Source organism: Bradyrhizobium sp. IC3195 (genome assembly GCF_020193585.1).
Lineage (GTDB): Bacteria > Pseudomonadota > Alphaproteobacteria > Rhizobiales > Xanthobacteraceae > Bradyrhizobium > Bradyrhizobium yuanmingense.
On the sequence record NZ_JADYVG010000004.1, the window covers coordinates 1 to 25,855 of the forward strand.

27 protein-coding genes are annotated in these 25,855 nt (G+C 64.8%); 19 read left to right on the forward strand and 8 right to left on the reverse strand.

Annotated elements, in window-relative coordinates; translation table 11 throughout:
* The first annotated feature begins 119 nt into the window (after positions 1–119).
* A complete protein-coding gene (locus I6F09_RS10305) occupies positions 120–362 on the forward strand; it encodes a transposase (protein ID WP_276573858.1) in 243 nt (80 codons plus the stop codon).
* Positions 363–848: 486 nt separating this feature from the next.
* Positions 849–1,421 carry a reverse transcriptase domain-containing protein gene (locus I6F09_RS10310; RefSeq protein WP_225127597.1) on the forward strand — a complete coding sequence of 191 codons (573 nt, stop codon included), beginning with the start codon at positions 849–851 and terminating at the stop codon, positions 1,419–1,421.
* 11 nt (positions 1,422–1,432) lie between these two features.
* Here I6F09_RS10310 and I6F09_RS10315 read toward each other — a convergent pair whose 3' ends face one another.
* The 3 genes from I6F09_RS10315 to I6F09_RS10325 all read right to left on the reverse strand — a co-directional run bounded on the left by I6F09_RS10315 (position 1,433) and on the right by I6F09_RS10325 (position 3,802).
* Positions 1,433–1,714 (reverse strand): hypothetical protein, encoded by a 282-nt coding sequence (locus I6F09_RS10315; protein ID WP_345944082.1) that lies wholly within the window; start codon positions 1,712–1,714, stop codon positions 1,433–1,435.
* Positions 1,715–2,223: 509 nt separating this feature from the next.
* Complete coding sequence (locus I6F09_RS10320; RefSeq protein WP_225139713.1) at positions 2,224–3,642, reverse strand: recombinase family protein; 1,419 nt, start codon at positions 3,640–3,642, stop codon at positions 2,224–2,226.
* Positions 3,635–3,802: a hypothetical protein gene (locus I6F09_RS10325; RefSeq protein ID WP_225127594.1), complete on the reverse strand. Its 168-nt coding sequence runs from the start codon at positions 3,800–3,802 to the stop codon at positions 3,635–3,637. Before I6F09_RS10325 ends, I6F09_RS10320 begins: the two co-directional genes overlap by 8 nt.
* A gap of 530 nt (positions 3,803–4,332) precedes the next feature.
* Here I6F09_RS10325 and I6F09_RS10330 point away from each other — a divergent pair.
* A complete protein-coding gene (locus I6F09_RS10330) occupies positions 4,333–4,743 on the forward strand; it encodes a reverse transcriptase domain-containing protein (RefSeq protein WP_345944083.1) in 411 nt (136 codons plus the stop codon).
* A 1,058-nt stretch (positions 4,744–5,801) separates the two neighbouring features.
* Complete coding sequence (locus I6F09_RS10335; RefSeq protein ID WP_036003826.1) at positions 5,802–6,776, forward strand: tripartite tricarboxylate transporter substrate binding protein; 975 nt, start codon at positions 5,802–5,804, stop codon at positions 6,774–6,776.
* Between the two features lie 310 nt (positions 6,777–7,086).
* Here I6F09_RS10335 and I6F09_RS10340 read toward each other — a convergent pair whose 3' ends face one another.
* From I6F09_RS10340 to I6F09_RS10350, 3 genes are all read right to left on the reverse strand, one after another.
* Complete coding sequence (locus tag I6F09_RS10340; RefSeq protein WP_225187995.1) at positions 7,087–7,383, reverse strand: hypothetical protein; 297 nt, start codon at positions 7,381–7,383, stop codon at positions 7,087–7,089.
* Positions 7,384–7,541: 158 nt separating this feature from the next.
* The gene (locus I6F09_RS10345; RefSeq protein WP_036003836.1) at positions 7,542–7,868 is read right to left on the reverse strand and encodes a hypothetical protein; all 327 of its coding nucleotides are present in this window, start codon (positions 7,866–7,868) and stop codon (positions 7,542–7,544) included.
* 212 nt (positions 7,869–8,080) lie between these two features.
* Positions 8,081–8,434, reverse strand: a complete 354-nt coding sequence (locus I6F09_RS10350; protein ID WP_225112605.1) for a hypothetical protein — start codon at positions 8,432–8,434, stop codon at positions 8,081–8,083.
* Positions 8,435–8,563: 129 nt separating this feature from the next.
* Between I6F09_RS10350 and I6F09_RS10355 the strand changes: the two genes are divergently transcribed.
* The 5 genes from I6F09_RS10355 to I6F09_RS10375 all read left to right on the forward strand — a co-directional run bounded on the left by I6F09_RS10355 (position 8,564) and on the right by I6F09_RS10375 (position 12,365).
* Positions 8,564–9,523, forward strand: a complete 960-nt coding sequence (locus I6F09_RS10355) for an N-carbamoyl-D-amino-acid hydrolase (protein WP_225138302.1) — start codon at positions 8,564–8,566, stop codon at positions 9,521–9,523.
* 143 nt (positions 9,524–9,666) lie between these two features.
* Positions 9,667–10,221 (forward strand): TetR/AcrR family transcriptional regulator, encoded by a 555-nt coding sequence (locus tag I6F09_RS10360; RefSeq protein WP_225187996.1) that lies wholly within the window; start codon positions 9,667–9,669, stop codon positions 10,219–10,221.
* An 82-nt stretch (positions 10,222–10,303) separates the two neighbouring features.
* Complete coding sequence (locus I6F09_RS10365; RefSeq protein WP_225155392.1) at positions 10,304–11,497, forward strand: MFS transporter; 1,194 nt, start codon at positions 10,304–10,306, stop codon at positions 11,495–11,497.
* 121 nt (positions 11,498–11,618) lie between these two features.
* Entirely contained in the window at positions 11,619–12,038 is a 420-nt protein-coding gene (locus I6F09_RS10370; protein WP_036003874.1) for a hypothetical protein, read from the forward strand.
* Between the two features lie 129 nt (positions 12,039–12,167).
* A complete protein-coding gene (locus tag I6F09_RS10375) occupies positions 12,168–12,365 on the forward strand; it encodes a hypothetical protein (protein WP_036003876.1) in 198 nt (65 codons plus the stop codon).
* Between the two features lie 237 nt (positions 12,366–12,602).
* On the opposite strand, the gene I6F09_RS10380 is transcribed toward I6F09_RS10375, so the two are convergent.
* Positions 12,603–13,580, reverse strand: coding sequence for a LysR family transcriptional regulator (locus tag I6F09_RS10380; RefSeq protein WP_036038207.1), 978 nt, complete (start codon positions 13,578–13,580; stop codon positions 12,603–12,605).
* A 119-nt stretch (positions 13,581–13,699) separates the two neighbouring features.
* Here I6F09_RS10380 and I6F09_RS10385 point away from each other — a divergent pair, with 119 nt between their 5' ends.
* The 10 genes from I6F09_RS10385 (at position 13,700) to I6F09_RS10430 (ending at position 24,935) form a co-directional block, all read left to right on the forward strand.
* Entirely contained in the window at positions 13,700–14,737 is a 1,038-nt protein-coding gene (locus I6F09_RS10385; RefSeq protein ID WP_057027006.1) for a class 1 fructose-bisphosphatase, read from the forward strand.
* Positions 14,738–14,749: 12 nt separating this feature from the next.
* Positions 14,750–15,625 (forward strand): phosphoribulokinase, encoded by an 876-nt coding sequence (locus tag I6F09_RS10390; protein ID WP_036003856.1) that lies wholly within the window; start codon positions 14,750–14,752, stop codon positions 15,623–15,625.
* Positions 15,626–15,641: 16 nt separating this feature from the next.
* A complete protein-coding gene (tkt, locus tag I6F09_RS10395; protein ID WP_225187997.1) occupies positions 15,642–17,660 on the forward strand; it encodes a transketolase in 2,019 nt (672 codons plus the stop codon).
* A gap of 12 nt (positions 17,661–17,672) precedes the next feature.
* On the forward strand, positions 17,673–18,758 hold the full coding sequence (gene fba, locus I6F09_RS10400) for a class II fructose-bisphosphate aldolase (RefSeq protein WP_036030012.1): 1,086 nt from the start codon (positions 17,673–17,675) through the stop codon (positions 18,756–18,758).
* A gap of 38 nt (positions 18,759–18,796) precedes the next feature.
* Positions 18,797–20,257, forward strand: a complete 1,461-nt coding sequence (locus I6F09_RS10405; RefSeq protein ID WP_225187998.1) for a form I ribulose bisphosphate carboxylase large subunit — start codon at positions 18,797–18,799, stop codon at positions 20,255–20,257.
* Between the two features lie 11 nt (positions 20,258–20,268).
* Complete coding sequence (locus tag I6F09_RS10410) at positions 20,269–20,676, forward strand: ribulose bisphosphate carboxylase small subunit (protein WP_225187999.1); 408 nt, start codon at positions 20,269–20,271, stop codon at positions 20,674–20,676.
* 100 nt (positions 20,677–20,776) lie between these two features.
* Positions 20,777–21,709, forward strand: a complete 933-nt coding sequence (gene cbbX, locus I6F09_RS10415) for a CbbX protein (protein ID WP_225188000.1) — start codon at positions 20,777–20,779, stop codon at positions 21,707–21,709.
* The gene (gene rpe / locus I6F09_RS10420) at positions 21,706–22,443 is read left to right on the forward strand and encodes a ribulose-phosphate 3-epimerase (protein ID WP_225188001.1); all 738 of its coding nucleotides are present in this window, start codon (positions 21,706–21,708) and stop codon (positions 22,441–22,443) included. The genes cbbX and rpe overlap by 4 nt, the downstream gene beginning before the upstream one ends.
* Positions 22,444–22,695: 252 nt before the next feature.
* A complete protein-coding gene (locus I6F09_RS10425) occupies positions 22,696–24,621 on the forward strand; it encodes an EAL domain-containing protein (RefSeq protein ID WP_225188002.1) in 1,926 nt (641 codons plus the stop codon).
* Between the two features lie 101 nt (positions 24,622–24,722).
* Positions 24,723–24,935 (forward strand): hypothetical protein, encoded by a 213-nt coding sequence (locus tag I6F09_RS10430; RefSeq protein ID WP_225139701.1) that lies wholly within the window; start codon positions 24,723–24,725, stop codon positions 24,933–24,935.
* Between the two features lie 18 nt (positions 24,936–24,953).
* Here I6F09_RS10430 and I6F09_RS10435 read toward each other — a convergent pair whose 3' ends face one another.
* Complete coding sequence (locus tag I6F09_RS10435; RefSeq protein WP_225139700.1) at positions 24,954–25,790, reverse strand: universal stress protein; 837 nt, start codon at positions 25,788–25,790, stop codon at positions 24,954–24,956.
* Positions 25,791–25,855 lie beyond the last annotated feature (65 nt).

Sequence of the window (25,855 nt, forward strand, 5' to 3'; positions counted from 1 at the left end):
TACTAACTCGAGCTCTCGGCTCATCGAATAACATCGGCCTGCCCGCACTTCGTGCTCCCGGTGCCTCTGTCCCGATGGTCGCACCATACGCCACGATGTAGAACACCGCAGCGGGAACGTTGGCACCGAGACATCTCATACCGGTTACCAATCCGATCGAGCGCCTCAACGGCGAGATCAAGCGGCGGACCGAGGTGGTTGGCATCTTCCCAAATGAAGACGCCATCGTTCGCCTGGTCGGCGCGATCCTTCTCGAGCAGAACGACGAGTGGGCGGTTCAGCGGGCCCGCTACATGACGCTGGAAACCATCGCGCCGTTGAGTAATGATCCAACCGTCAGCCTCCCGGCTATCGCCAGCTGACTAGTCCGGCTCTTGCCGGCGAACGCGGTATCCCACCGCCAGTTACACCACGCTCAGGGAGTACGTCATGCCAAGCTGATGATTGCTTGTGGGTGCAAGTCCCATCCGGCCAAAGCCGTAGCAGGCAAGCCGGGACCGAGTCTTGCGGGCGTCGCGGCAACGCTGGAGTCCGAAGTGTAGACAGGAGTCGTGCGGGGTGCGGGAATGAGCCTCGAAAGGTGGATGTTCGCGGAGGCCGAGTGTGTTCCCTAAGCACGAAGGCTGCATGAGCATCGTCGATACGCGAGACGATGCCGCTCCGTCGGGGTCGATGGCCGCATCACGCACGGAAGGCAATCATCGGAACATGAGAGGCCCGACCGGGTCCGCTGGATTGATCTCCAGCGGGGGACAGCGGCAAGGCACTGCCAGAGCCGTTGTCCGAGCTGAGGTCGGGAGTCGGACTGGTCCATACTACCTGTGAAGTCGTCGAAGGTAACGAGACGCATGGAGGGAAGGGACCAGCCCGAGGGGAGCCTGCGCGAGGAGGCCAAGGTCCGGACACAGAGCCGGGTTACCTTGCCGCCGAACCTCAAGCGGGTGAGCGCGGCAGCCAAGCAAGCTGTCCAAACCCGGTTCACGGCCCTGCTGCACCATGTCGATGACGACGCTCTTCTTCGGGCGTTTCGACGACAAAAGCGGCAGGCCAGCGCGGGGGTCGATGAGGTGACGGTGGCGAAGTACGAAGAGAGGCTGACGGATAACCTCCGCGACCTCTGCGGACGGGTCCACTCCGGTCGTTACCGGCCACAGCCGGTGCGGCGCGTCTACATCCCCAAAGCCGATGGCGGTAAGCGGCCTCTCGGCGTGCCGGCGCTAGAGGACAAGATTGTCCAAAGCGCGGTGGCCGAGGTGCTGAGCGCCGTCTACGAGGCCGACTTCCTCGGGTTCTCCTATGGCTTCCGGCCGGGGCGGAATCCTCACATGGTGCTTGATGCTCTGCATACGGCGATCATGAGCCAGCACGTGAACTGGGTGCTCGATGCCGACATACGCAGCTTCTTGGACGTGGCTTCATAATACCCCCTGGTTCATGCGGTTTGGTCGAAAAGGCCGGCTTGCGGGGCTAAGACCTTGATGCGGAGTCCTTTTTGCTTCCCGCGCACAACGTGCACGGCTTCGAGTTCGCCGCGCTTGACTCGCTGCAAGACGGTTTGGCGCGAGACCCCGAGCGCCCGCATAGCCTCGCGCATCGGCAGAAAGTCGTCGGACGTTTCACTGTTGAAGCGGGCCTTGAGTTCATCGGTCAGGCGAATGCGCCAGGGAGCGCCTGGCGTGAGCTGCTCGCCGGCGATAATGCCGTCGTTGAGCAAACGATGGATCGTCGAGGGAGCGACACCAAGCGCGGCGGCGGCTTGCTTGATGGTCAAAAGATCGGGCCGGCGGCTTGCGGTTTATCTTGGAAGCCTGGGATCTTCCAGTGCCGGCGTAAATTACCGACGCGGTTGCGGTCGAGCGGTGGCCGTAGGCCGTTGTGCGGCTCTGCCGGTTGAGGATGCCGGCGATCACGGCATCGGGATAATGCACTGCCAGTCGTCGCAGGAGCGCAACTGTATCCTCGTCGGTGCGGATCGTCGCTGGCCGCGATCGGGGCAGGCCGAGATCAATCTCGGTCAGCGCGCCGCCCTTCCAGCGCAGCGTCAAATGGGCGGCAAAGGCCTCGCGATCGACTTTGACGATGACCTCGTCGAGGAGCGTCCGCAGCAACTCTTTCCGGTCGCGCGGCGTCGTCGTGCTTGCGTTCCAGACGGAGACGAGATCAGGTCCGAGCGCGAGCAGGCGGTCACGCTCCTGTTGGCTGATCGTATGGGGGCGAGCAGCCTCACGACGCGCAAGATCGGCCTTGGCGGCCTCCAGCGCCTTCAGGCACGCTTCCCACTCTCGCTCGAGAACCGCGCGCGACGAGACGGTTATCGGGATCGACGGCGCGATAGCGCCGTTCTGCACGCCGGGCTTCGTAGCTGGCGCGTTCCGCGGCAAGTCGCCATTGCTTGAGCCCCGCCTCGCGATCCGCCTCAAGCCGTTCCGCGGCGGTGAGTGTCGCGGTCAGCTTTGCGGGTTCTAAGGCGGCGATGAACGCTTGGGTGATGGCGTGGTCGATTTGAACGCCGCCGATATTGAGGCAGTAGACGCCTCGGTTCTCGACCAGCACTTTGCCAGCACAGTGATAGCCTGGCGAAGCATTGCGTCCGCGATAGTGGGTGTGCAGGCGGCGGCCGCAATGGCCGCAACTGGCAAGACCTTGCAGGAGGGCGCCACCCTCTCTCACGGCACCGCCGCCCTTGTGCGGCTGAGGTCGCGTGTTCGCGGCGAGACGTTGCTGATTTGCTTCATAGGTCTGCCAATCGATGAAGCCTGGATGATGCTCGGGGATGAGAACCTGCCATTGGGAACGCGGCAAGAATCGAATCCGCTGCTTGCGCGCGCCAGTGCCATCGAGAATCGTCTCATGGCGCGTTTTGCCATAGACATAGGCGCCGGCATAGACGGGATTGGTCAAGACCTGGTGGATGGCGGTGTAACTGGCCTCGACCCAGCGGATCTCGGCGCGGGCGTGCAGCTGCAGCGGGAACGTGAGCCCCTCGGACCGAAACCAGAGCCAAACGCGACGTGCCGATCCCATCTCGGCAAAGCGCGCAAAAACATGGCGAATGGCGGTAACGACAGCCTCATCGGGATGGAAGCGGACCTCGCCATCAGTCTCGCCCCAGACGAAGCCGACCGGCAGACCGCGGCGCAGTTCGCCGCGCGCCGCCTTGTTGCGGATTCCACCGTTGAGGCGAGCCCGCAGCACGTGCAGTTCGGCTTCGCTCATCGTGCCTTTGAGCCCCAGCAAGAGACGGTCATTGAACATGGCCGGATGATAAATGCCGTCGGCATCGCCGATCAGCGTGTCGGTGAATCCGGCCAGATCAATCAGGCGGTACCATTCGGCGTTATTACGCGCGAGCCGCGAGACTTCGAGACCGAGCACCAGTCCGACGCGCGCGAGCGCCACTTCGGCGGTGAGGCGGGCAAAGCCCGAACGCGCCACCGTGCCCGAACCGGAGAGGCCAAGATCCTCGTCGATAACGATGATGCGGTCATCGGGCCAGCCGAGGTCGCGCGCTTTGCCGACAAGTGCATATTGCCGCTCGGTCGATTCGCGGTTGTGCTCGACCTGTGCGGCGCTGGATTGGCGCAGATAGACGACGGCCTGTCGAGAGAGATGAATTGACGTAATCTTGACGTGCTCATTCATCGCTTGCCTCCGTCGCCGGGCCGCTCTGAAGCAGGCGTGACATGAGGCGCGCCAGAAGCTCGATTGCCGCGATGCGGGCGGCTTCGTCGATTTGGTCCCACGCGACTGGCGCGCTTGGTGGAACCTCGGGCTGATCGAACAAGTCCAGGTTCAATTGCATGGCGGCTCTCCTTGCACGGCGCCGACTCGGCACCCCGGATGCAAAGAGCGTCGACCAGCTTGCGCAAGTGGAGCAAATCACCGAGCCTGCCGAGATCGTGGACAGCGTCATCGGCATCGATTGGCGGCGTGCCTCCAAGCGGCTCCACCTTCCAATCGGTCCAGCTCGCCGGAATCAACGACCGACTGCCATCCGGCAGAACCGTGAGGAGAAAGTGGATGCCGCGCCGCCTGATGGTACTGATGACGGCCAGCGTCCGACCTTCGAAAGCGTGACGCGTGCGCGTGATCGTTACCGAAGCCGGAATATCTTGGCGATGGGCAGTCTGTGGCCGCTTCCTTCGACTCGGTCGACCACGAGTGGCTGTTGCGGATGCTGGCGCACAGGATCGCCGATCCTCGCATCTTGCAGCTCATCGGGCTGTGGCTGCGAGCCGGCGTTCTTGAGAGCGGCGAGAAGCAAGAGACGGACAGGGGCACGCCGCAAGGGGCGGGCATCAGCCCGCTCCTGCCAACATCTTCCTGCACTACATCCTCGATCTCTGGACCCAGAAATGGCGTCATCGCCACGCACGCGGTCGTATCGTGATCGTGCGCTACGCGGACGACTTCGTCATGGGCTTCGAGAACAAGGCAGATGCGCGGGAAATGCTGTTGGCCCTCAAGGCGCGGCTGGCCAGCTTCGGCCTGACGCTCCATGAGGACAAGACGCGGCTGATCGAGTTTGGCCGGTTCGCGGCCCTCTCGCGTCAGCGGCGGGGCGAGCGGCGGCCAGAGACCTTCGCCTTCCTCGGCTTCACCCACTACTGCGGGCGGACCCGAGATGGCCGGTTCATCGTGAGGCACAAGACGGAAGGGAAACGCCTGACGCGCAAGCTGACGGCGTTGCGCCAGGAGGCCTGGCGGCTCATGCACGCGCCACTGGCCACGCAGCACGAGTAGTTCGCCGCCGTTCTGCGCGGGCACTATGGCTATTATGGCAGGCCGCACAATTATCCAGCGCTCAACGGCTTCTACCGCGAAGTGCGTCGGACCTGGCTGCGTTGTCTGAGACGGCGTAGCCAGAAAAGTCGGCGCATGGGCTGGCCGGAGTTCGAGACCCTGACGGCACGCTTCCGCCTGCCAACTCCACGCATCACTCGCACATGGGCGCAGGCGCGGATATGACGCGGGTTACCCTCGGGAAGAGCCGGGTGCGGGAAAGCCGCCTGCCCGGATCTGTGAGGGCAAAGCCAAATGGCCGAGCTACTCGACCACGATCCCGCGACCCGGCCCCAGAGCGCGTGATCTACACATGTGACGGTTTGAGTCGCACGGAACGGACCGTCTTCAGTGATCTATTCGTTGGCTTCTCCCCTTTAGCAGTCCCGGATTTCGCATTTTCGTGATCACGGGCGCCTCCGGTGGCATCGATGGGCGGTGATTCTGACAAACGCGGCTAAATCAGCAGATCCAAGTTCAAACCAGCGCGCACACTTGTGCCCCGTTCCCCCAGAGAACGCCGCAACGAAATCGCAACGAATTGGGTGAAACGACCGTGAACAAAACGGGACGGTAACCGCTGCCACCTCGATAAAAATCAATAACTTAGAAGATATTCACTGCGTTCGGGACGCAGGGGTCGCAGGTTCGAATCCTGCCACTCCGACCATTCTTCCAAAAGTCGACGTTTTCCAAAGTCTTGGCAGACCGGCTGCCGGCGCGTCAGGACGCCTTTTTGCAACGATTTCGGGATTGGGTCCACGGCCGATTTGGCGGGGCAGGGTGGCCTGTCGCGGTAGCATGGCTTGCCAGAAGCGAGCGCCGGCGGTTCCGACTTGCGAAGCTAGGTCAGGGGCCTACCGCCGCGCCATCAGCACACGCACCAAAAACGCCACCATCAGCGCCGGGCCGTGGTGCCTCGCCGGTTGCCCTCCAGTCATCCCGACGGCTAGATGAGTCCCAAGCTGATCGCGCGCCTGAGGCGCGATCGGCCAATAACAAAAACAGGGCTGGAAATCATGAACAATAAAATCATCGCGCTCGCTACGGCTTTTGGCTTCGCGGCCTGCGGGTCGGCATGGGCCGCGTGGCCCGACGACAAGCCGATCGAAGTCGTCGTCGGCTTTGCGCCCGGCGGCGGCACCGATGTCATGGCGCGCAAGCTCCTTCCCTTTGTCGAGCGTGTGCTGGGCGGCAAGGCGAAGTTCGTCGTCCTGAACAAGCCCGGCGCCGGCGGAGAGATCGCGTTTGCGTCGATCGCGCGCGCGGCGCCCGAGGGCTATTCGATCGGTGTCGTCAACGTGCCAGGCTACAACTTCCTGCCGATGACCCGCAAAACCCAATACACCACGGATGAAATCCGGCTGGTCGCTCGCGTCGTCGAAGATCCGAATGTCATGGTGGTGCCTGCCGATAGCAGATTCAGCAATCTGCCGGATGTCGTTGCCGCACTGCGCAGCAAGCCGGGCTCGGTGACCTTCGGTCACAATGGTGCCGGCACGAACGGTCATCTGGCCATTCGCATGCTTGCGGCAGCCGCGAAAGTCGAGCCCAACGAGATCTCCTACAGAGGAACGGCCGCACAGCGGACCGATCTCCTGGGCGGGCATCTGGACGTCGGCATGGTCACCCTCAGCGAGATCCCCGAATTGCATGGCACCAACAAGGGGCCACTTCGTGTCATCGCGATCCTGTCGAAGAAGCGCTTTCCATCGCTGCCGGGCGTTCCGACGGCAGAGGAGGCGGGCTTTCCGGTCATGACGACGGCGGAACGCGGCTTCGCGGTCCCGAAGAGCGTTCCGGACGACGTCGTTAGGAAGCTGGAAACCGGGATTGCCGAAGCGCTGCGCAATCCCGAGTTCGTGACGAGCTCGCCCGGCGACGAGCCGGTGATCGCCTTCCTGCCTGGCGCCGAGTGGCAGAAACATCTCGACGATATGTCCGCAGCTTTACGTCCTTACGCCGAGCAGATGCGAGCAGACGGGCAGAAGTGATCGATCCTTCCGTAGCCGGCGGCTGTTGGGAGACTACCGCCGCGCCACCAGCACGCCCAGCAGAAACGGCATTGGGCCGGCTCTCAAAACCAGAGGACGAAGCCGCCCTAGTGTGGATATCGTCGCAAGTCGTGACTTTCACGATTCCTCGCTCTCGATTCGCACTCCGAATTTTAGCGGAAATTAGCTGACAACCTACTTCTGCAGCTCGCCTCGGTGCTGCGGAGCAATCCCTGCTGGTGCGCCCCGCCAACGCAAACGGCGCGGCCGTGATCGACCGCGCCGCTGTGATCTTCTGATGTGAAGGGCCCTATTCTTCGTAGGGTGCGTAGGCTGATGTGCCCCAGCGAGGCCCGTCATAGCCGTAACCCGGGCCCGGGTAACCGTAGGTGTTGGTGGGGCGCCAATCGCCGATGCACTGGCATTGGCCGATGCCGGCCATCAACTGGCCGCCGCTCATGGCGGGCCCGGCGGCGCCGACTGCTTCTCCAGCCGGTGGGGTGCACGGGCCGGGACCGCGTCCCGCAGCGAGGCTGGGGCTTACAGTTGCGAGCGGCAAAATCGCGGCCAGAGTTGCGGCGACGCTCACGAGTTTCGTACGTGTCATGGTTGTCTCCATGTTCGAGGCTTAACGTGGGACGAATCCCTCCTGCCGCGAGACGTTCCGCGCGGAACGGTCGCGTTTTCGCGAGCAAAAAAGGTTTCCTCGGGTTTCACGGAACGCCGCGATTTCCATTGACATGAGCGCGTCATCGCGAGCGCGCATCATCTGCGAGCGACCAGCACACCGACCAGAAAGGCCACCAGCAGCGACGGCAGCGGGGCGTCGCGCACCATGCCGCGGACGACGTCTTGCCAGTGCTGCTCCGGCACCAGTCTCGGCGATCGCACGTTGGGCGCGGGCTGGATACCCCAGTGTGATGCGAGCTCGGCGACCTCGCTTTGCGCGAGGCGCACGCCGTCGCGGACGCGATAGATCGCGGCCTCGGACCGCTCACGCGGTGCGAGCAGCATCAAGGTCTCGACCGCGGTGCGCAGCGTCATCTCGCCGTAGCCTTGCAGCCTGACCTGCTCCTCGGGATCGGACGTCATGCAAAATCCCTCACAGCGTCAAATTCTTCACAATGAGAAATGGCGCGCGATGGTGAAGGCCGCCGCCGTGCACAGAACCAGCGTGGGCCCGGCCACGTCGCGCGCGAGATCGGCGCGCGTCAGCTGCCTGCTCATGGTCTTGCTCCATGCTTTGCATGGAAATGGCCGCCGCCGCGCTTGGTTCCCTGCGCCGGCGCGAATCGGCAGGCCGACTATTTCCGCAGCAGCTCGCTCAAGGCCGCCGTCGCTTCGGCGCAGCGGATGTCGTCGATCTCCCGCGACAGGCTGAGCGCGCTCGATCTCAGCTCCTCGAGCTTCCAGCTGTCCGGATGCTGGTTTTCGAGCTGACCGAGACGCTTGTTCAGATCGTCTAATCTCGATTGAAGCTGCCCGATGCTGGCGGCCCCATTCACTTTCCAAACGCGTTGTGCGCGCATCGTCGTTCCCCTGATAGTCTCACGGCCTTGTGAGAGCGGTTCATGGCCGGAATGGGAGTTTGTTTTGTCCGGCTTCAGACGGCGGGGAACCGTTGCAGATCGGCAACGAAGTTCCTGTTTGGTGCTCACCCAGCGCCGCACGATGATACCCGCAGGCCCGGAATTTGATTGTGCCCTCAGTACGGGGCGCCGAGGCGGCCTGTGCGCGCGGGTGATAGGCTCTGGCCGGGCGCACTCGAAAAAGATGAGGAACGACGCGTGACGAGAACTGTGACCATTGCAGCCGGCCAGCTCGGACCGATCGCGAGGAGCGAGTCGAGGTCCGCGGTGGTGGCGCGACTGATGGCGTTGATGCGCGAGGCGCGGGCCTGCGGCTGCGACCTGATCGTCTATCCCGAGCTGGCGCTGACCACGTTCTTTCCGCGCTGGTACTTCGAGGACCAGGCCGAGATCGACAGCTTCTTCGAGCGCGAGATGCCGGGTGCCGAGACACAGGCGCTGTTCGATCTCGCCCGCCAGCTCGGCATCGGCTTCTGCCTCGGCTATGCCGAACTGACGCTCGAGGTCGGGATTGTCAGGCGCTACAACACGTCCATCCTCGTCGACAAGAGCGGCGCGATCGTCCTGAAATATCGCAAGGTGCATCTGCCCGGCCATGCCGAGCACGAACCGTGGCGCGAATTCCAGCATCTGGAGAAGCGCTATTTCGAGCCCGGCAGCGGCTTCGGCGTGGTCGATGCCTTCGGCGGCGTGATCGGCATGGCGATCTGCAACGACCGCCGCTGGAGCGAGACCTATCGCGTGATGGGCCTGCAGGGCGTCGAGATGGTGCTGATCGGCTACAACACGCCCGTGCACAATCCGCCCGCGCCGGAGCATGACGATCTCTCGCTGTTCCACAATCATCTGGTGATGCAGGCCGGCGCCTATCAGAACGGCACATTCGTGGTCGGAGTCGCCAAGGCCGGTGTGGAGGAGGGCGTCGACCACATCGGAGGCAGCTGCATCATCGCGCCCTCGGGCGAGATCATTGCGGCCTGCACGACAAAGGGCGACGAGATCGCGCTGGCGCGCTGCGATCTCGATCTCTGCAAATCCTACAAGCGCACCACCTTCAATTTCGACGTGCACCGCCAGCCGCGCGCCTACGGCATGATCGTCGAGCGGAAGGGCGTGACGATCATGGCGGATGGGACGCCGGTGCCGCGGAGGGGGTGACGCTCTCTCCTTCGTCATTGATTCTCTTCACGACCACGTGTGTTTATTCGGAAACGTTCATTCCCTATTATTCCGCAATGCAAAAGACCGCCCGCCGCTCCCGGCCTGCCGCCCGTCTGCCCGGCCGTCCCCGGGAATTCGACATGGACACCGCGCTCGACCGCGCCGTGCGCGTGTTTCGCGAGCGCGGCTATCATGCCACCTCGATCGGGGACCTCACTGCGGCGATGCGGCTCGCGACGGGAAGCATCTACAAGGCGTTTCGCGACAAGCATGCGGTGTTTCTCGCCGCCTTCGAGCGCTACACGGCCCTGCGCCAGCAGCAGACCCGCAGCGCGGCGGCGCGTGGTGCAAACGGCCGCGAGCAAATCCGCAACGTGCTGCTGTCCTATGTCGAGCATTCCCGGGGCAGCGAGGGGCGGCGCGGCTGCCTCGTGGTCGGCAGCGCGGTCGAACTGTCCGCGCTCGATCCGGCCGTGGGTGCCCGCGTCAGCACACAGCTCGCGAGCAACGAGAGCTTCATCGCCGGCCTCATACGCGCCGGACAGGCCGATGGCTCGATCCCCCGCCATGTCGTAGCCGACGACACCGCGCGGCTGATGCTCTGCATCACGCAGGGAATGCGCGTCGTCGGCAAGGCGCGTCTGCCGCTCGACGCAGAGCGTCTCGTCGGCGCCGCAATGAAGCTGCTCGCCTGAATTTTTTGTCAGAATAGGGAATGACCATTCCCTATACCTTACCTAACGGCCATTCCCTGCGCCTTACCTGGAGACCATGCGAATGACGATGAATGCCACGATCGAGACCGCGCCGGGGCCGGATGCGGTGTCGCAGCGCCTGACCTTCGTGCTTGCCGCGGCTTGTGGCATGGTCGCCGCCAACATCTATTATGCGCAGCCGCTGATCGCCCCAATCAGCGCCGCGCTCGGCCTGTCGCATGCAGCTAGCGGGCTGATCGTGACGATGACGCAGATCGGCTACGGCACCGGGCTGCTGCTGATCGTGCCGCTCGGCGATCTCGTCGAGAACCGCGCGCTGATCTGCTCGGTGATCATGCTCGGCGCCGCGGCGCTGCTCGCCGCGGCGTTCGCAACCCATGCGCTGCCGTTCCTGCTCGCCGCACTGTTCATCGGCCTCGGCTCGGTCGCGGTGCAGATCATCATCCCCTATGCAGCGCATCTGGCGCCCGAAGCCATCCGCGGCCGCGTCGTCGGCAACGTCTCGACCGGCCTGATGCTCGGCATCATGCTGGCGCGTCCGGTGTCGAGCTTCGTCACCGCCTTGCTGTCGTGGCACGCAGTGTTCTTCGCCTCCGCCGCGCTGATGATCGTGCTCGCAGCCGTGCTCTGGATGACGCTGCCGAAGCGCAAGCCGGTCACGCGGATGCATTACGGCCAATTGCTGCTGTCGATGCCGGACCTGGTGCGGGCCACGCCGCTGCTGCGGCGCCGCGCGCTGTACCAGGCGAGCCTGTTCGGCGCCTTCACCCTGTTCTGGACGGTGGCGCCACTCCAGCTCGCCGGCGAGTTCGGCTTCTCCCAGCGCGGCATCGCGCTGTTCGCGCTGGCCGGCGTCGCCGGCGTGTTCGCAGCACCGATCGCCGGGCGCCTCGCGGACCGCGGCCATAGCAGCATCGCGACGCTGGTCGCGATGCTGCTCACGGCCGCCGGCTTCCTGGTGACCTCCATCGGCGCGTCCGGCTCGATGCTGAACCTCGCCTGTCTGGTGGTGGCCGCGATTGCGATCGATATCGGCGTCCAGGGCAATGTGGTGCTGGGCTTCCGCGCCATCTTCGCGCTCGGGCACGAGCACCGCAGTCGCCTCAATGGTCTCTACATGGCGACGTTCTTCGCCGCCGGCGCGGTCGGCTCGGCGGTCGGAGCATGGGCGTTCGCACAGGGAGGCTGGACGCTCGCATCGGCCATTGGCCTTGCTTTGCCCGTCGCGGGGTTGCTCTACGCGCTGACCGAGTAGCGGCCGTCGCCCGAACGGTGCGACCGACCTCGCGATGACGCAATTTCCATCTCGCGGATTGGTTGCGGTTGTAGTACTTTCGTCGCAACGCACCTGGTTAACGGGCGGCAGGGGGATGCTGATGAAACGTGCGGGGCTGTTTGGCGCACGGCGGGTACGGCCATGGTCGTGGGGGGCGTTTCTGCTCGGGCTCGCCGTCGTCGCGGTTTCGGCCGTGGTTCAGGGCATCTGCGTCCTGCTCGGCGCAAAGTTCTATTTCGCAGCGTTTCTGCCCGGCCTGTTCGTGCTTGCGCTGATGGCGGGTGCACCGGCGGCGGCATTCGCCGCGCTGCTCACCGTGCCGCTGGTGTGGTGGGCGTTCATCCCGCCGTTCTTCGAGCTCAATGCGCTGACCAGCGCGCATGCCGATTCCATCAACCTGTTCTGTCTTCTTGCCGTCCTCCTGATCGGCCTTGCCGATCTCTGCCGCGCGACGATGACAATCGTCAGAAGCGGCGGGCTGAAGCCTTCGGGCGAGAGCGCGGCAACGAATCCGCAATAGATCGCGCCGCGCGCGTTGCGCCCGAGCAACAGTCCGGCAACCATCCGCGAACTTGCCGCGCGCCGCTAACTTTTCGAAAAAGATTTGGCCGCAGTTTCTCCCGCGGGAATGACGAGGGAGTTTTCGGACATGAACGGTCACGCCATCCTGGAGAACGTGCGCCGCTACCGCGGCATCGCATCGCTCTATCGCCAGACCGCAGCGTTCCGCCCGGGCCAGAGCTGGTCGCTGCTGGAGCAGGCGAGCGAGTGGGAGGCGCGGGCGCTGTCGGAGCTGGAAGCCTATTTCGCCTCGCGCACGGACCACACCGCCCCGCTCGCGGCCTGATCGCCGGCCATCGGCGCGCCCTGAACCGGCTCGCCGAAGGCGCGACCGCCACGGGCAACTACGGAGTTGTCTCCGCATCCTTCTGTGCTAGCAACGGCCGAGAGATTCTTCTTCACGTCGGCCGGGGCACGCGATGACCACCTTCAACCGCATCTTCACGACGGAGCGCCTGCTCCAGATCATCGTGGTGCTGGCGGCGACGCTCGCCATGAAGCTGATGAGCTGAGCGAAGGCCGGCTATCGTCCGCCTAGCTCGGGCAAATCAGGCAGATAATTCGAGCCTTCCGAGCCGAGGAAATCGAACATCGCCTGCGCGGGCGGCAGCAGCACCTTGTCGCTGCGGCGGATCACGTACCATTGCCGCACGATCGGCAGGCCCGCGACGTCGAGCACGACGAGCCGGCCCTCGGCGAGCTCATGCGCCACGGTGTGAGCCGAGATGAAGGCGATGCCGAGCCCGGCGATGACCGCCTGCTTGATGGTCTCGTTGCTGCTCATCTCCATGCCGATGATCGGCTCGAGATCCGATTTCTGGAACATGCCCTCCATCAGCGTCCGCGTGCCCGAGCCGGGCTCGCGGGTGAGGAAGGTCTCGTGCACGAGATCGGTCAGGCTGAGGCCGGAATCCTTCTCCAGCCAATGGCCCTTGCGCGCGACGATGATGTGCGGGTTGCGCCCGAGCTGGCGGACGTCGACGGTGACGTCGGCCGGTGGCCGACCCATTACCGCGAAGTCGAGGTCGTAGCCGTGCATGGCCTCGCGGATCTCCTCGCGATTGCCGATGGTCAGCTTGATCTCGATCTTGGGGTAGCGCTTGGAGAACGCCGCGATCGCGTGCGGCACGAAATATTTCGCGGTCGAGACCGCGCCGAGATGCACGGTGCCGCCGGTCCGCCCCGCGAGCAGGTCGAGCGCGCCCTGGCAATCGGTGATCGCGGCTTCGACCCGTTCGGCCAGCGCCAGCACCTCCCTGCCGGCTTCCGTCAGCAGCATGCCGTCGCCGGTTCGCTGCACCAGGGGCAGGCCGGCCAGGTCCTGCAGCTGCCGCAGCTGCTGGGTCACGGCCGGCTGGGTCAGCCCGAGATGGCTCGACGCCGCCGTCACGCTGCCTTTGGCCGAGAGCGCCGCAAGCGAGCGCAGCTGCCGGATCGTCAGATGCCGGAGCTGGGCCGCTGCATGGCCGGCGCCATTATAAGAAAATTCTTTGAGGCTCATTATGAATAGAAATTTTCCTTATTAAGCCGCTCCTGTCAATCTCCTGAATGCCGGCACTGACCGTGACCTGCCTCCACCAGGAGGGAATGGGTGCGGCACCGGCAAGGGGATGGACGCAGATGACCGGGCAACTCAGGCTGGACGACCACCTTCAACGGTATTCTGAGACCGCGCCGCATGCGTTGGCCGTGGCAGCCGCGGTCGATGCCATCGCGGCCGCAGCGATCGAGATTGCCGATCTCATCGCCAGCGGCGATCTCGCCGACGCCTCGGGCCTGACCACCGGGCGCAACAGCGACGGCGATCTCCAACGCGACCTCGACGTCCAGGCGGACGCGATCCTGCGCCGCTGCCTCGGCCGGCTGCCGATCGCGGCGCTGGCGTCGGAGGAGATGCGTGAGGCCCAGATCGTCGATCGTCAGGGGCGAATCTGCATCGCGATCGATCCGCTCGACGGCTCCTCCAACATCGACATCAACATGACCGTCGGCACGATCTTCTCGATCCTGCCGGCCCCCGATGATCTCTCACTCGCCTTTCAGCAGCGCGGCTCGGCGCAGCTCGCGGCGGGCTTCGTCACCTACGGCCCGCAGACCTCGCTGGTGCTGACGCTCGGCGACGGCGTCGACATCTTCACGCTCGATCGCAAGGCGGGCTGCTTCCGCTTCGCGCGCAGCGGCGTGCAGATCGCCGAAGCCTGCGAGGAGTTCGCGATCAACGCCTCGAACCGCCGGCATTGGGATCCGCCGGTGCGCGCCTTCATCGACGAATGCCTCGCCGGCGTCGACGGGCCCGCCAACCACGATTTCAACATGCGCTGGATCGGGTCGCTGGTCGCGGAGGCCTATCGCATCCTCACCCGTGGCGGCGTGTTTCTCTACCCTTCCGATGCGCGGCCCGGCTACGGCGACGGCCGCCTACGCCTGACCTACGAAGCACACCCGATGGCGATGATCATCGAGCAGGCCGGCGGCTCGGCCTCGACCGGGCGCGAGCGCATCCTCGATCTATCGGCGCAGAGCCTGCACCAGCGCGTGCCGCTGATCATGGGCTCGAGCAACGAGGTGCGGCGCGTCGAGGAGCTGCATTGCGATCCGCTGCTGGTTGCCAGCGTCTCGGCGCCGCTGTTCGCGCGGCGCGGATTCTTCCGGCTCTGAGCGAGGCGTCCGATGTCCAGGAAGCATCCGATCATCTCCATCACCGGCTCCTCCGGCGCCGGCACCACCTCCGTCAAGAAGACCTTCGAGCAGATCTTTTTCCGCGAGAAGGTCAACGCCGTCTACATCGAGGGCGACGCCTTCCACCGCTACGACCGTGCCGAGATGCGTGCGCAGATGGCGAAGGAGGCCGAGCGCGGCAACAAGCACTTCAGCCATTTCAGCCCCGAGACCAATTTGTTCGAGGAGCTGGAACGCGCCTTCCGCGACTACGGCGAGACCGGCACCGCGGTGACGCGGCACTACGTCCACGACGCCGAGGAATCGGCGCTGCATGGCGCGGCACCAGGCACCTTCACCGACTGGAAGCAGCTGCCGGAGGATTCGGACCTTCTGTTCTACGAGGGCCTGCACGGCGCCGTAGTCACCGATAAGGTGAACGTCGCGCGCTATGCCGATCTCAAGATCGGCGTCGTGCCCGTCATCAACCTCGAATGGATCCAGAAGCTGCACCGCGACCGCAGCGCACGCGGCTATTCGACCGAGGCGGTCACCGACACCATCCTGCGGCGGATGCCCGACTACATCCACTACATCTGCCCGCAATTCACCGAGACCGACATCAACTTCCAGCGCGTCCCGACCGTGGACACCTCCAATCCATTCATCGCGCGCTGGATCCCGACGCCGGACGAATCGATGGTGGTGATCCGCTTCAAGAATCCGCGCGGTATCGACTTCCCCTATCTGCTCTCGATGCTGCCGCAGAGCTGGATGTCGCGCGCCAACTCGATCGTCTGCCCCGGCGCGAAGCTGGACCTGGCCATGCAGCTGATCCTGACGCCGCTGATCATGCAGCTGATCGAGCGCAAGCGCAGCCTGAAGTGAACAGGGAGAGACTCCGATGAACATCTCCGTCCATGCCGAAGCTGACCTCAATGCGGTCACGCATAACGATCTCGCCAATGCCGTCCGCTTCCTCGCGGTCGATGCCATCGAGGCAGCGCAGTCAGGCCATCCCGGGCTACCCATGGGCATGGCCGACGTCGCGACTGTGCTGTTCTCGCGCTTCCTGAAGTTCGACTCGGCGCATCCGAACTGGCCGGACCGCGACCGCTTCGTGCTGTCGGCGGGGCACGGCTCGATGCTGCTCTATGCGCTGCTGCATCTCACCGGCGGCGATATCAGCCTCGACGACATCAAGGCCTTTCGCCAGTGGGGCTCGAAGACGCCGGGCCACCCCGAATATGGCCACACGGCTGGTGTCGAGACCACGACGGGACCGCTGGGCCAGGGCATTGCGACCGCGGCCGGCATGGCGCTCGCCGAGCGGATGGCGAATGCGCGGCATGGCGATGGGCTCGTCGATCACTTCACCTATGTTATCGCGGGCGATGGCTGCCTGATGGAAGGCCTCAGCCATGAGGCGATCTCGCTGGCCGGTCATCTCGGGCTCGGCCGGCTGATCGTGCTGTTCGACGACAACGGCATCTCCATCGACGGTCCGACCTCGCTGGCGACATCGGACGACCAGCTCGCGCGCTTCGCTGCCTCCGGCTGGTCGGTGCGCCGCGTCGACGGACATGATCCCGAAGCGGTGGCGCAGGCGATAGCGGAGGAGCGGGAGACCGCGAAGCCGTCGCTGATCGCCTGTCGCACAATCATCGGCTATGGCGCGCCTGATAGACAGGGCACCGAGAAAGTGCATGGCGCGCCGCTCGGCACCGAGCAGACGGCAGCGGCGCGGCGGACGCTGGGTTGGGACTATCAGCCTTTCGTGGTGCCGATCCCGGTGCTCAAGGCTTGGCGGATGATCGGGCAGCGCGGGCAGGTCGACCGCCTCGCTTGGCTCGATCGTTACGAAGGTGCGACGCCGGAGCAGCGCGACCTGTTCGTCGAGGGCAAAGCCGCGGCTCTGCCCGCCGCCTATGCGCTGGCCGCGGCGAAATTGCGTGAGCACTTTGCATCCGAGCGGCCGAAGCTGGCGACGCGGCAGGCCTCGCAACAGGTGCTCGAGGGAATCGCAGGAACAATTCCCGGCCTGGTCGGCGGCTCCGCGGACCTCACCCATTCGAACCTGACGCATGCCAAGGCGCAGGCGCCGGTCAAGAGCGGTGCGTTCGCCGGCGACTACATCCACTATGGCATCCGCGAGCACGGCATGGCCGCAGCGATGAACGGCCTGGCGCTGCATGGCGGCTTCATTCCCTATGGCGGCACGTTTCTGGCGTTCTCCGACTACAGCCGGCCGGCGATCCGACTTGCGGCCTTGATGCGGCTGCGCGTCATCCACGTGATGACGCACGACTCCATCGGTCTTGGCGAGGATGGTCCGACGCATCAGCCGGTCGAGCATCTGACCGCGCTCCGCGTGCTTCCGAGCCTGCTGGTGTTCCGCCCCGCCGATGCCGTGGAGACGCTGGAGGCCTGGGATTGCGCGCTCGCGGCGGAGCATCGCCCCTCAGTGCTATGTCTGTCGCGGCAGGCCTTGCCGACATTCCGCAGCGATGGGCGCGGCAGAAACCGCGTCGCGAACGGTGCCTATCTCGTCGTCTCGCCGGACGGCGGCCGTGACGTGACGCTCATCGCAACCGGCTCGGAAGTCTCGATCGCGCTGGAAGCCGCACGCCTGCTCGCGACCGAGCACGTTCGCGCCGCCGTGGTCTCGGCGCCGTGTTTCGCACTGTTCGAGGAGCAGCCGGAGGATTACCGCGCCTCGGTGCTCGGCACCGCGCCGCGCGTCGGCATCGAGGCAGCTGTCGCCGGCGATTGGCATCGCTGGATCGGCGCTGACGGCGAATTCGTCGGCATGCGCGGCTTCGGCGCCTCGGCCCCCGCCCCGGTGTTGTACCGCGAATTCGGCATCACGCCGCAAAGCGTTGCGGAAGCGGCCCGCCGGGCGATTGCCCGCAAGAGCCAATAAGGAGGACGAATCTTGGCCCGTATTACTCTCCGCCAATTGCTCGATCACGCTGCCAGTCACGGCTACGCCGTGCCGGCGTTCAACATCAACAACATGGAGCAGGGCATCGCGATCATGCAGGCGGCGGCCGCGGTCGATGCGCCCGTCATCATCCAGGCCTCGCGCGGCGCGCGCAGCTATGCCGGCGATCTCATGCTTTCGCACATGATCGACGCGCTGGAGCGGACCTATCCCGACATTCCGCTCTGCATGCACCAGGACCACGGCAATGACGAAGCGACCTGCGCCTCGGCCATCGCCCATGGCTTCACCTCCGTCATGATGGATGGCTCGCTCAAAGCCGACGCCAAGACCGCGGCCGACTATGACTACAATGTCGCGATCACGCGCCGCGTCGTCGATCTCGCCCATTGGGTCGGCGCTTCCGTCGAAGGCGAGCTCGGCGTGCTCGGCTCGCTCGAGCACGGCGGCGGCGAACAGGAGGATGGTCACGGCGTCGAGGGCAAGGTCGGTCACGACCAGCTCTTGACCGATCCGGATCAGGCCGTCGACTTCGTCCGCGCCACCAAGGTCGATGCGCTCGCGATCGCGATGGGCACCTCGCACGGTGCCTACAAGTTCAGCCGCAAGCCGGATGGCGATATCCTGGCGATGCGGGTGGTCGAGGAGATCCACCGCCGGCTGCCGAACACGCATCTGGTCATGCACGGCTCGTCCTCGGTGCCGCAGCCGCTCCAGGACATGTTCAACCAGTTCGGCGGCGAGATGCCGCAGACCTGGGGCGTGCCGGTCGAGGAGATCGTTCGCGGCATCCGAAGCGGCGTGCGCAAGGTCAATATCGACACCGATTGCCGGCTGGCGATGACCGCGGTGTTCCGGAAGGTGGCGGCGGAAGCGCGCTCCGAATTCGATCCGCGCAAGTTCCTGAAGCCGGCGATGGACGCAATGCGCGAATTGTGCCGCGAGCGGTTCGAGCAGTTCGGTACCGCGGGCCACGCCAGCAAGATCAAGGTCATTCCGATGAGCGAGATGGCGCGGCGCTATCGCGCCGGCGAGCTCGATCCGCGCATCGACGCCCGCGAGCCGGTTGCCGCTTAGCCAATCAGAAAGAGCAGAGAAAAGAGCAGGAGAGAGACATGAACGCACATGCAGGCACGGTCCGCGGCAAAGAGCGCTATCGCTCCGGCGTGATGGAATACAAGCGCATGGGCTATTGGGAGCCCGATTACACGCCGAAGGACACCGACGTCATCGCGCTGTTCCGCGTGACACCGCAGGAGGGCGTCGACCCGATCGAGGCCTCTGCTGCGGTTGCCGGCGAATCCTCGACCGCGACCTGGACGGTGGTGTGGACCGATCGCCTGACGGCGGCCGAGAAGTATCGTGCCAAGTGCTATCGCGTCGATCCCGTTCCGGGCTCACCCGGCTCGTATTTCGCCTACATCGCCTATGATCTCGACCTGTTCGAGCCGGGCTCGATCGCCAACCTCTCGGCCTCGATCATCGGCAACGTGTTCGGCTTCAAGCCGCTGAAGGCACTGCGCCTCGAGGACATGCGCTTTCCCGTCGCCTATGTGAAGACGTTCCAGGGACCGGCGACCGGCATCGTGGTGGAGCGCGAGCGGCTCGACAAGTTCGGCCGGCCGCTGCTCGGCGCGACGGTGAAGCCGAAGCTCGGTCTGTCCGGCCGCAATTACGGCCGTGTGGTCTATGAGGCGCTGAAGGGCGGGCTCGACTTCACCAAGGACGACGAGAACATCAACTCGCAGCCCTTCATGCATTGGCGTGATCGCTTCCTCTATTGCATGGAGGCGGTGAACCGCGCGCAGGCCGCCTCCGGCGAGGTGAAAGGGACCTACCTGAACGTCACCGCGGCCACCATGGAGGACATGTACGAGCGTGCGGAGTTCGCCAAGGAGCTCGGCTCGGTGATCGTGATGATCGACCTCGTGATCGGCTACACTGCGATCCAGTCCATGGCAAAGTGGGCGCGGCGCAACGACATGATCCTGCATCTGCATCGCGCCGGCCACTCCACCTATACGCGGCAGAAGAGCCATGGCGTGTCGTTCCGCGTCATCGCCAAATGGATGCGGCTTGCCGGCGTCGACCACATCCACGCCGGCACGGTGGTCGGCAAGCTCGAAGGCGATCCCAACACCACACGCGGCTACTACGATGTCTGCCGCGAAGACTTCAACCCGACCAAGCTCGAGCATGGCCTGTTCTTCGACCAGTCCTGGGCGAGCCTCAACAAGATGATGCCGGTAGCCTCCGGCGGCATCCATGCCGGGCAGATGCACCAGCTGCTCGACCTGTTAGGCGAGGACGTCGTGCTGCAGTTCGGCGGCGGCACCATCGGCCATCCCATGGGCGTTGCGGCCGGCGCGACCGCCAACCGCGTGGCGCTGGAAGCGATGATCCTCGCCCGCAACGAGGGCCGCGACTATGTCCACGAGGGCCCGGAAATCTTGGCCAAGGCGGCCCAGACCTGCACGCCGCTGAAGGCCGCGCTCGAGGTCTGGAAGGACGTCACTTTCAACTATCAATCCACCGACACGCCGGACTTCGTGCCGACGGCGCTAGAAACCGTCTGAGGAGATTTGAGATGAAGATCACCCAGGGCTGCTTCTCGTACCTGCCGGATCTGACCGACGAGCAGATCACCAGCCAGGTGCAGTATTGCCTCGCCAATGGCTGGGCGGTGAACATCGAGTTCACCGACGATCCGCATCCCCGAAACACCTATTGGGAGATGTGGGGCCTGCCGATGTTCGATCTCCAGGACGCCGCCGGCGTGATGATGGAGCTCGCCGAGTGCCGCAGGGTCTATGGTAACAGCTACATCCGCATCAGCGGCTTCGATGCCAGCCACGGCTGGGAATCGGTGCGGATCTCCTTCCTGGTCAACCGGCCGAAGCAAGAAACGCAGTTCGAGCTGGTGCGGCAGGAGGTCGGCGGCCGTGCGGTCCGCTACACCACGGTTCGAAAGCCGGCCGCGCACGCGCCAGCTTGAGTCATCCGCTTCCGCGCGGAGCTCTCCCTGCTTCGCATCCTTGGCGGACCACTGCTTCGCCGCCTTGCTCGCGGCGAAGCTCTTTTCTTCGAGGGTAGTCATGCTCGATGTCCCCCACGCAACCACGACCGAACACAGCGAGACCCATTTCGATCTCCGCAAGGAGGCTGAAGCCGCCGGAATCACCGAGACGCTTCAACAGCTCGATCAGGAGCTGATCGGACTCAAGCCGGTCAAGAACCGCGTGCGCCAGATCGCCTCGCTGCTGCTGATCGAGCGCATCCGGCAGCGTGCCGGCCTCGCCGCCGCGCTGCCGACGCTGCACATGTCGTTCACCGGCAATCCTGGAACAGGCAAGACCACCGTCGCGCTGCGCATGGCCAGGATCCTGCACGGGCTCGGCTTCGTGCGGCGCGGGCAGGTGATCTCGGTGACGCGCGACGATCTCGTCGGCCAGTATATCGGCCACACCGCGCCGAAGACCAAGGAGATACTGAAAAAGGCGATGGGCGGCGTGCTGTTCATCGACGAGGCCTATTATCTGCATCGTCCCGACAACGAGCGCGACTATGGTCAGGAATCGATCGAGATCCTGCTCCAGGTGATGGAGAACCAGCGCGAGGACCTCGTCGTGATCCTCGCCGGCTATGGCGAGCGGATGACGAAATTCTTCGCCTCCAATCCCGGCTTCCGCTCGCGCATCGCCCACCACATCGAATTCCCTGACTATGCAGAGGCCGAGCTGCTCGTCATAGCCGAGCTGATGCTGAAGGAGCGCGGCTATCGCTTGTCGGCCGCGGCGCGCGAGGCGTTCGAGAAATACATCGCGCTGCGTCGGACCCAGCCGTTCTTCTCCAACGCGCGCTCGATCCGCAACGCCGTCGACCGCATCCGCCTGCGGCAGGCCGATCGGCTGGTGTCCGATCTCAATCGCATGCTCGATGTCGCCGACCTCGAAACCATCGATGCCATGGACGTCTTGGCGAGCCGAGTCTTCAGCGGCGGTGCGGATGCGCGGAGTGCAGTGCCATGACGAAGGAGATCATGATCGCTCCATCGATCCTCGCCGCGGATTTCGCGCGTCTCGGCGAGGAGGTCGCCGCGATCGACGCCGCTGGGGCCGACTGGATCCATTGCGACGTCATGGACGGACACTTCGTGCCGAACATCAGTTTCGGTGCCGACGTCATCAAGGCGGTCCGTCCCTATTCGAAGAAGCCGTTCGACGTGCATTTGATGATCGCGCCGACAGATCCCTATCTCGAGGCGTTCGCAAAGGCCGGAGCGGACATCATCACGGTGCACGCCGAAGCGGGGGCGCATCTCGACCGCTCGCTCCAGGCGATCCGCTCGCTCGGCAGCAAGGCTGGCGTCAGCCTTTGTCCGTCGACCCCGGAAGGGGTGATCGAGTATGTGCTCGATCGTATCGATCTCGTGCTGGTGATGACGGTCAATCCGGGCTTTGGCGGCCAATCCTTCATCGCGTCGCAGATCGACAAGATCAGGCGGATCAGGACCATGATCGGCGGGCGGCCGATCCGGCTCGAGGTCGACGGCGGTGTCACGCGCGACAATGCCGCGGCCGTGGCTGCAGCGGGTGCCGACACGCTGGTCGCGGGCTCCGCCGTGTTTCGCGGCAAGAGCGCTGGCGAATATGCCGCTAATATCGCGGCTATTCGCATCGCCGCGGAGACCGGCCGGGTTCCGAAGCTGCAAGATAGTTCCGCGCCCGCGAAGCGGGCCGAAGAAAGTGCGCTTATCCGGTAGATTACGGATCAGCCCAGCGCCGTGGCTCCGGTGTGTCAAGGCGCGCCACTTTCTCCGGATCTCTACGGAGCATGCCTTCCAAATCGATCGGCTCATTCAGGCCGGGGTAACCAACGCACCGGAGAAGGACAATCGATTAACGACCGCGCAATGCCAAGCGTCTCAATCTGTGGTTTAGGGACGCTATGAGAGCGCGGATGCGTAACGACGGAAACTGCGGCATGAAGCCCGCACGCGGCGCAACGTGATGGCATGAGCATGCATCGCCTGTTCGCCGAGCAGCTCCGCTGCGCCACCGATGCCACCGGACAGGTCGATCTCGTCAAGCTGGGCAAGTTCGTCAGCGCGGCTTACGAGGCCGGTGATCGCGAGCGTCAGCGGATGATCGAAGTACGCGCGCAAACGCGCGACGAGGTCGAGCAGGATCTGCTGCGGACCCGCGAGTTCCTCGACACAATCATCGAAAACATTCCGATCGCCGTCTTCGCGAAATGTGCGGAGAGTTCGCGCTACATCCTGCTCAACCGCGCCGGAGAAGACTATTACGGCATGCCGCGCGAACAGATGCTGGGCCGAACGCCCGAGCAGATCTTCCCGGCTGACGTGGCCCGCGTGGTCAACGAGCAGGATAGACGCGTCGCGGCCAGCGGCATGCCGATGGTTCTGGAGGAGCATTTGCTCGAAGTCGGCGTCAAGGGCCGCGACCGGGTCGTCAATTCACGCAAGATGCTGATCACGGATGGCAACGGGGATCCGCAATATCTGGTCGGCGTGATCGAGGATGTCACGGAGCGTGTCACCACCCGGCAGCGGATCAGCCATCTTGCGCATCATGATGCGCTCACGGACCTGCCGAACCGCAGCGCCTTCAACGCGGCGCTCGACGAACGGCTGGAGCGGGCGCAGGAGGCATCGACCAGTTTCGCTGTGCTGAGCCTCGATCTCGACCGCTTCAAGGAGGTCAACGACGTGTTCGGTCACCCTGTCGGCGACATGCTGATGCGGGCGGCCGCCGACCGGCTTGCCGCGGAAGCCGAAGGCGCCTTCGTCGCCCGGATCGGCGGCGACGAGTTCATGATCCTGATGCCCGACAACGCCAGCCGTGAGGACGTTCTGGCGCTGGCCGAACGCCTGGTCGAGACGATCGGCAAGGAGCTCGAGGTCGACGACTATCTCTCCCACGTGGGCCTCAGCGTCGGCATCGCGTTCTATCCCGACGATGGCGTGAACGCGGCGACGCTGCTCGCCAATGCCGACTCGGCTCTCTACCGCGCCAAGCGCGAGGGCAGGAGCCGGGTCCGCTGCTTCGAATCCGAGATGGACCAGGAGCTGCGCGATCGCAGGCTGTTGCAGCACGACCTGCGGCAGGCGCTGGAGCAGAACCAGCTCCTCGTCTATTTCCAGCCGCAGGCGCGGGTGGATGGCGAGGTCATCGGCTTCGAGGCGCTGCTGCGATGGAATCACCCGACGCGGGGCTTCGTGCCGCCGGACCAGTTCATTCCGCTCGCCGAGGAGAACGGGCTGATCGTCGACATCGGTGAATGGGTGCTGCGCGAGGCGTGCCGCGAGGCGGCATCCTGGCCGCGGCCGTTGCAGGTCGCGGTCAATCTGTCGCCGGTCCAATTCCAGGCGGGCGATCTCGAGCGCTCGATCCACCAGATCCTGTTGGAGACGGGGCTGACGCCGACGCGGCTCGAGGTCGAGATCACCGAGGGCGTGCTGATCGGCGATTTCACCCGCGCGCTCAACCTGCTGCGGCGGCTGAAGGCGCTCGGCATCCGCATCGCCATGGATGATTTCGGCACCGGCTATTCCTCGCTGTCCTATCTGCAGTCGTTCCCGTTCGACAAGATCAAGATCGACCGCAGTTTCATCTCCAACCTGGAGGCGACGCCGCAATCGGCCGAGATTGTCCGCGCCGTCCTGAGCCTGGCGCACGCGCTGAAGATCCCGGTCATTGCCGAGGGGGTGGAGACGGAAGCCCAACGTGCCTTCTTGGCCCGCGAGGCCTGCGAGGAGATGCAAGGCTATCTCGTCGGCCGTCCCGACTTGATCGAGCGTTATCTCGACCTGGTGGGCGTCGCCGTGGAGCGCCCCGCCTCTACGCCTAGCATTGGGCACAGAGTTCCGAGCGGACGTTTGGAACTAAAATCCTTACCGGCACTTCTCGAAAATTAACTTGGTTCAGGCGCGTTGAGCGCGCAGCAAATGTTTTGCATAAACGCCATCGGCCTGACGCAAATCAGGGCAATAAGCCGGTGAACGCGAGGGAGGGTCTCATGGAGAACGTACGTCGCTACCGGGCGCTGGCGTCCCTCTGCCGTCAGCAGGCGGCCTACCGGCCGCTCCAGAACTGGGAACTCCTCGGCCAGGCCGAACATTTCGAACATCTTGCCGAAATCGAGCTCAAGGCGCATTTCGACGCGTGCAATGTGCATCGCGACAAGGACGCCGCCGCGCCGGCGACTTGGGAGGCTCCCGTCGCGGCGTGACGGCGCCAGGCCGGCTCATCAATGCGACATCAGCGTCGGGACCGTCATGGCTTCCAGCATGGCGCGGGTGACGCCCCCGAGAAAGCGTTCCTGCAACCGCGAATGGCCGTAGCCGCCCATCACCAGGAGATCGAGACTCTCGTCGGCCGCCAGCGACAGGATCGTCGGCTGAATGTCGGCGCGCGTGGCGGTCAGGCTGACTGTGCGGGTCGATAATCCGCGCCGGCCCAGATGTCTGGCCAGACCGCTCGCTGAGGCTTCGCCGGAGACCGCCTCGGTCTCGTTCACCGTGATGATCACGATCTCGGCGGCGCGCGCCAGGAACGTCGTTGCGTCGCGCACGGCGCGGGCAGCGAGGCGGCTACCATCCCAGCAGATGCCGATCCGGTTCGCCTTGAAGGCTCCGCGGAAAGTGTAGGGCAGGAACAGCACCGGGCCGCCCGCGCGGAACAGGATCTCGCTCGGCATGTCGTTGTCGAACGAGCCTTGCGCCGGATCGGGCTGGAGCACGACGCTGAGGTCGTGCAGCCGTGCCATCTCGCCGAGCGAGCCGGCGGCATCTGCCGGGATCGCGCCGAGTGCGTGGCAGGTATAGGCGATGCCGGCGTTCGCCGCCTCGCTCTTGAATACCGCGAGCGCCGCCTCGGCCCGCTCCACGGCGCGCTCGCGCTCCAGCTCGAACACGGCCGCCACCGCCGCGCCGCCTTCCATGACGTAAGCCGTACTGGTGGCGACATAGCCGACCGCGACCGCGTCGAGATGCGCGTTGAGCTTCGCCGCGAGCGAGACCGAGCCCTCGATCGCGGGACGCATGGGACGTTCGGTGGGAATGTGGACGAGAATGTCTTTGTACATGGCGCGCCTCCGCTGAGCATCATCCGATGGTCGCAGTTTTTCACTGCGCGAAGGCGGCGCGTTGA

Excerpts from the sequence above, each read along its gene's own strand:
- I6F09_RS10310 (WP_225127597.1), top strand. The coding sequence starts at position 849 with ATGGAGGGAAGGGACCAGCCCGAGGGGAGCCTGCGCGAGGAGGCCAAG.
- I6F09_RS10320 (WP_225139713.1), bottom strand. The coding sequence starts at position 3,642 with ATGAATGAGCACGTCAAGATTACGTCAATTCATCTCTCTCGACAGGCC.
- I6F09_RS10325 (WP_225127594.1), bottom strand. The coding sequence starts at position 3,802 with ATGCAATTGAACCTGGACTTGTTCGATCAGCCCGAGGTTCCACCAAGC.
- I6F09_RS10335 (WP_036003826.1), top strand. The coding sequence starts at position 5,802 with ATGAACAATAAAATCATCGCGCTCGCTACGGCTTTTGGCTTCGCGGCC.
- I6F09_RS10340 (WP_225187995.1), bottom strand. The coding sequence starts at position 7,383 with ATGACACGTACGAAACTCGTGAGCGTCGCCGCAACTCTGGCCGCGATT.
- I6F09_RS10345 (WP_036003836.1), bottom strand. The coding sequence starts at position 7,868 with ATGACGTCCGATCCCGAGGAGCAGGTCAGGCTGCAAGGCTACGGCGAG.
- I6F09_RS10360 (WP_225187996.1), top strand. The coding sequence starts at position 9,667 with ATGGACACCGCGCTCGACCGCGCCGTGCGCGTGTTTCGCGAGCGCGGC.
- I6F09_RS10365 (WP_225155392.1), top strand. The coding sequence starts at position 10,304 with ATGACGATGAATGCCACGATCGAGACCGCGCCGGGGCCGGATGCGGTG.
- I6F09_RS10370 (WP_036003874.1), top strand. The coding sequence starts at position 11,619 with ATGAAACGTGCGGGGCTGTTTGGCGCACGGCGGGTACGGCCATGGTCG.
- I6F09_RS10375 (WP_036003876.1), top strand. The coding sequence starts at position 12,168 with ATGAACGGTCACGCCATCCTGGAGAACGTGCGCCGCTACCGCGGCATC.
- I6F09_RS10380 (WP_036038207.1), bottom strand. The coding sequence starts at position 13,580 with ATGAGCCTCAAAGAATTTTCTTATAATGGCGCCGGCCATGCAGCGGCC.
- I6F09_RS10385 (WP_057027006.1), top strand. The coding sequence starts at position 13,700 with ATGACCGGGCAACTCAGGCTGGACGACCACCTTCAACGGTATTCTGAG.
- I6F09_RS10390 (WP_036003856.1), top strand. The coding sequence starts at position 14,750 with ATGTCCAGGAAGCATCCGATCATCTCCATCACCGGCTCCTCCGGCGCC.
- tkt (WP_225187997.1), top strand. The coding sequence starts at position 15,642 with ATGAACATCTCCGTCCATGCCGAAGCTGACCTCAATGCGGTCACGCAT.
- I6F09_RS10405 (WP_225187998.1), top strand. The coding sequence starts at position 18,797 with ATGAACGCACATGCAGGCACGGTCCGCGGCAAAGAGCGCTATCGCTCC.
- I6F09_RS10410 (WP_225187999.1), top strand. The coding sequence starts at position 20,269 with ATGAAGATCACCCAGGGCTGCTTCTCGTACCTGCCGGATCTGACCGAC.
- cbbX (WP_225188000.1), top strand. The coding sequence starts at position 20,777 with ATGCTCGATGTCCCCCACGCAACCACGACCGAACACAGCGAGACCCAT.
- rpe (WP_225188001.1), top strand. The coding sequence starts at position 21,706 with ATGACGAAGGAGATCATGATCGCTCCATCGATCCTCGCCGCGGATTTC.
- I6F09_RS10425 (WP_225188002.1), top strand. The coding sequence starts at position 22,696 with ATGAGCATGCATCGCCTGTTCGCCGAGCAGCTCCGCTGCGCCACCGAT.
- I6F09_RS10430 (WP_225139701.1), top strand. The coding sequence starts at position 24,723 with ATGGAGAACGTACGTCGCTACCGGGCGCTGGCGTCCCTCTGCCGTCAG.
- I6F09_RS10435 (WP_225139700.1), bottom strand. The coding sequence starts at position 25,790 with ATGTACAAAGACATTCTCGTCCACATTCCCACCGAACGTCCCATGCGT.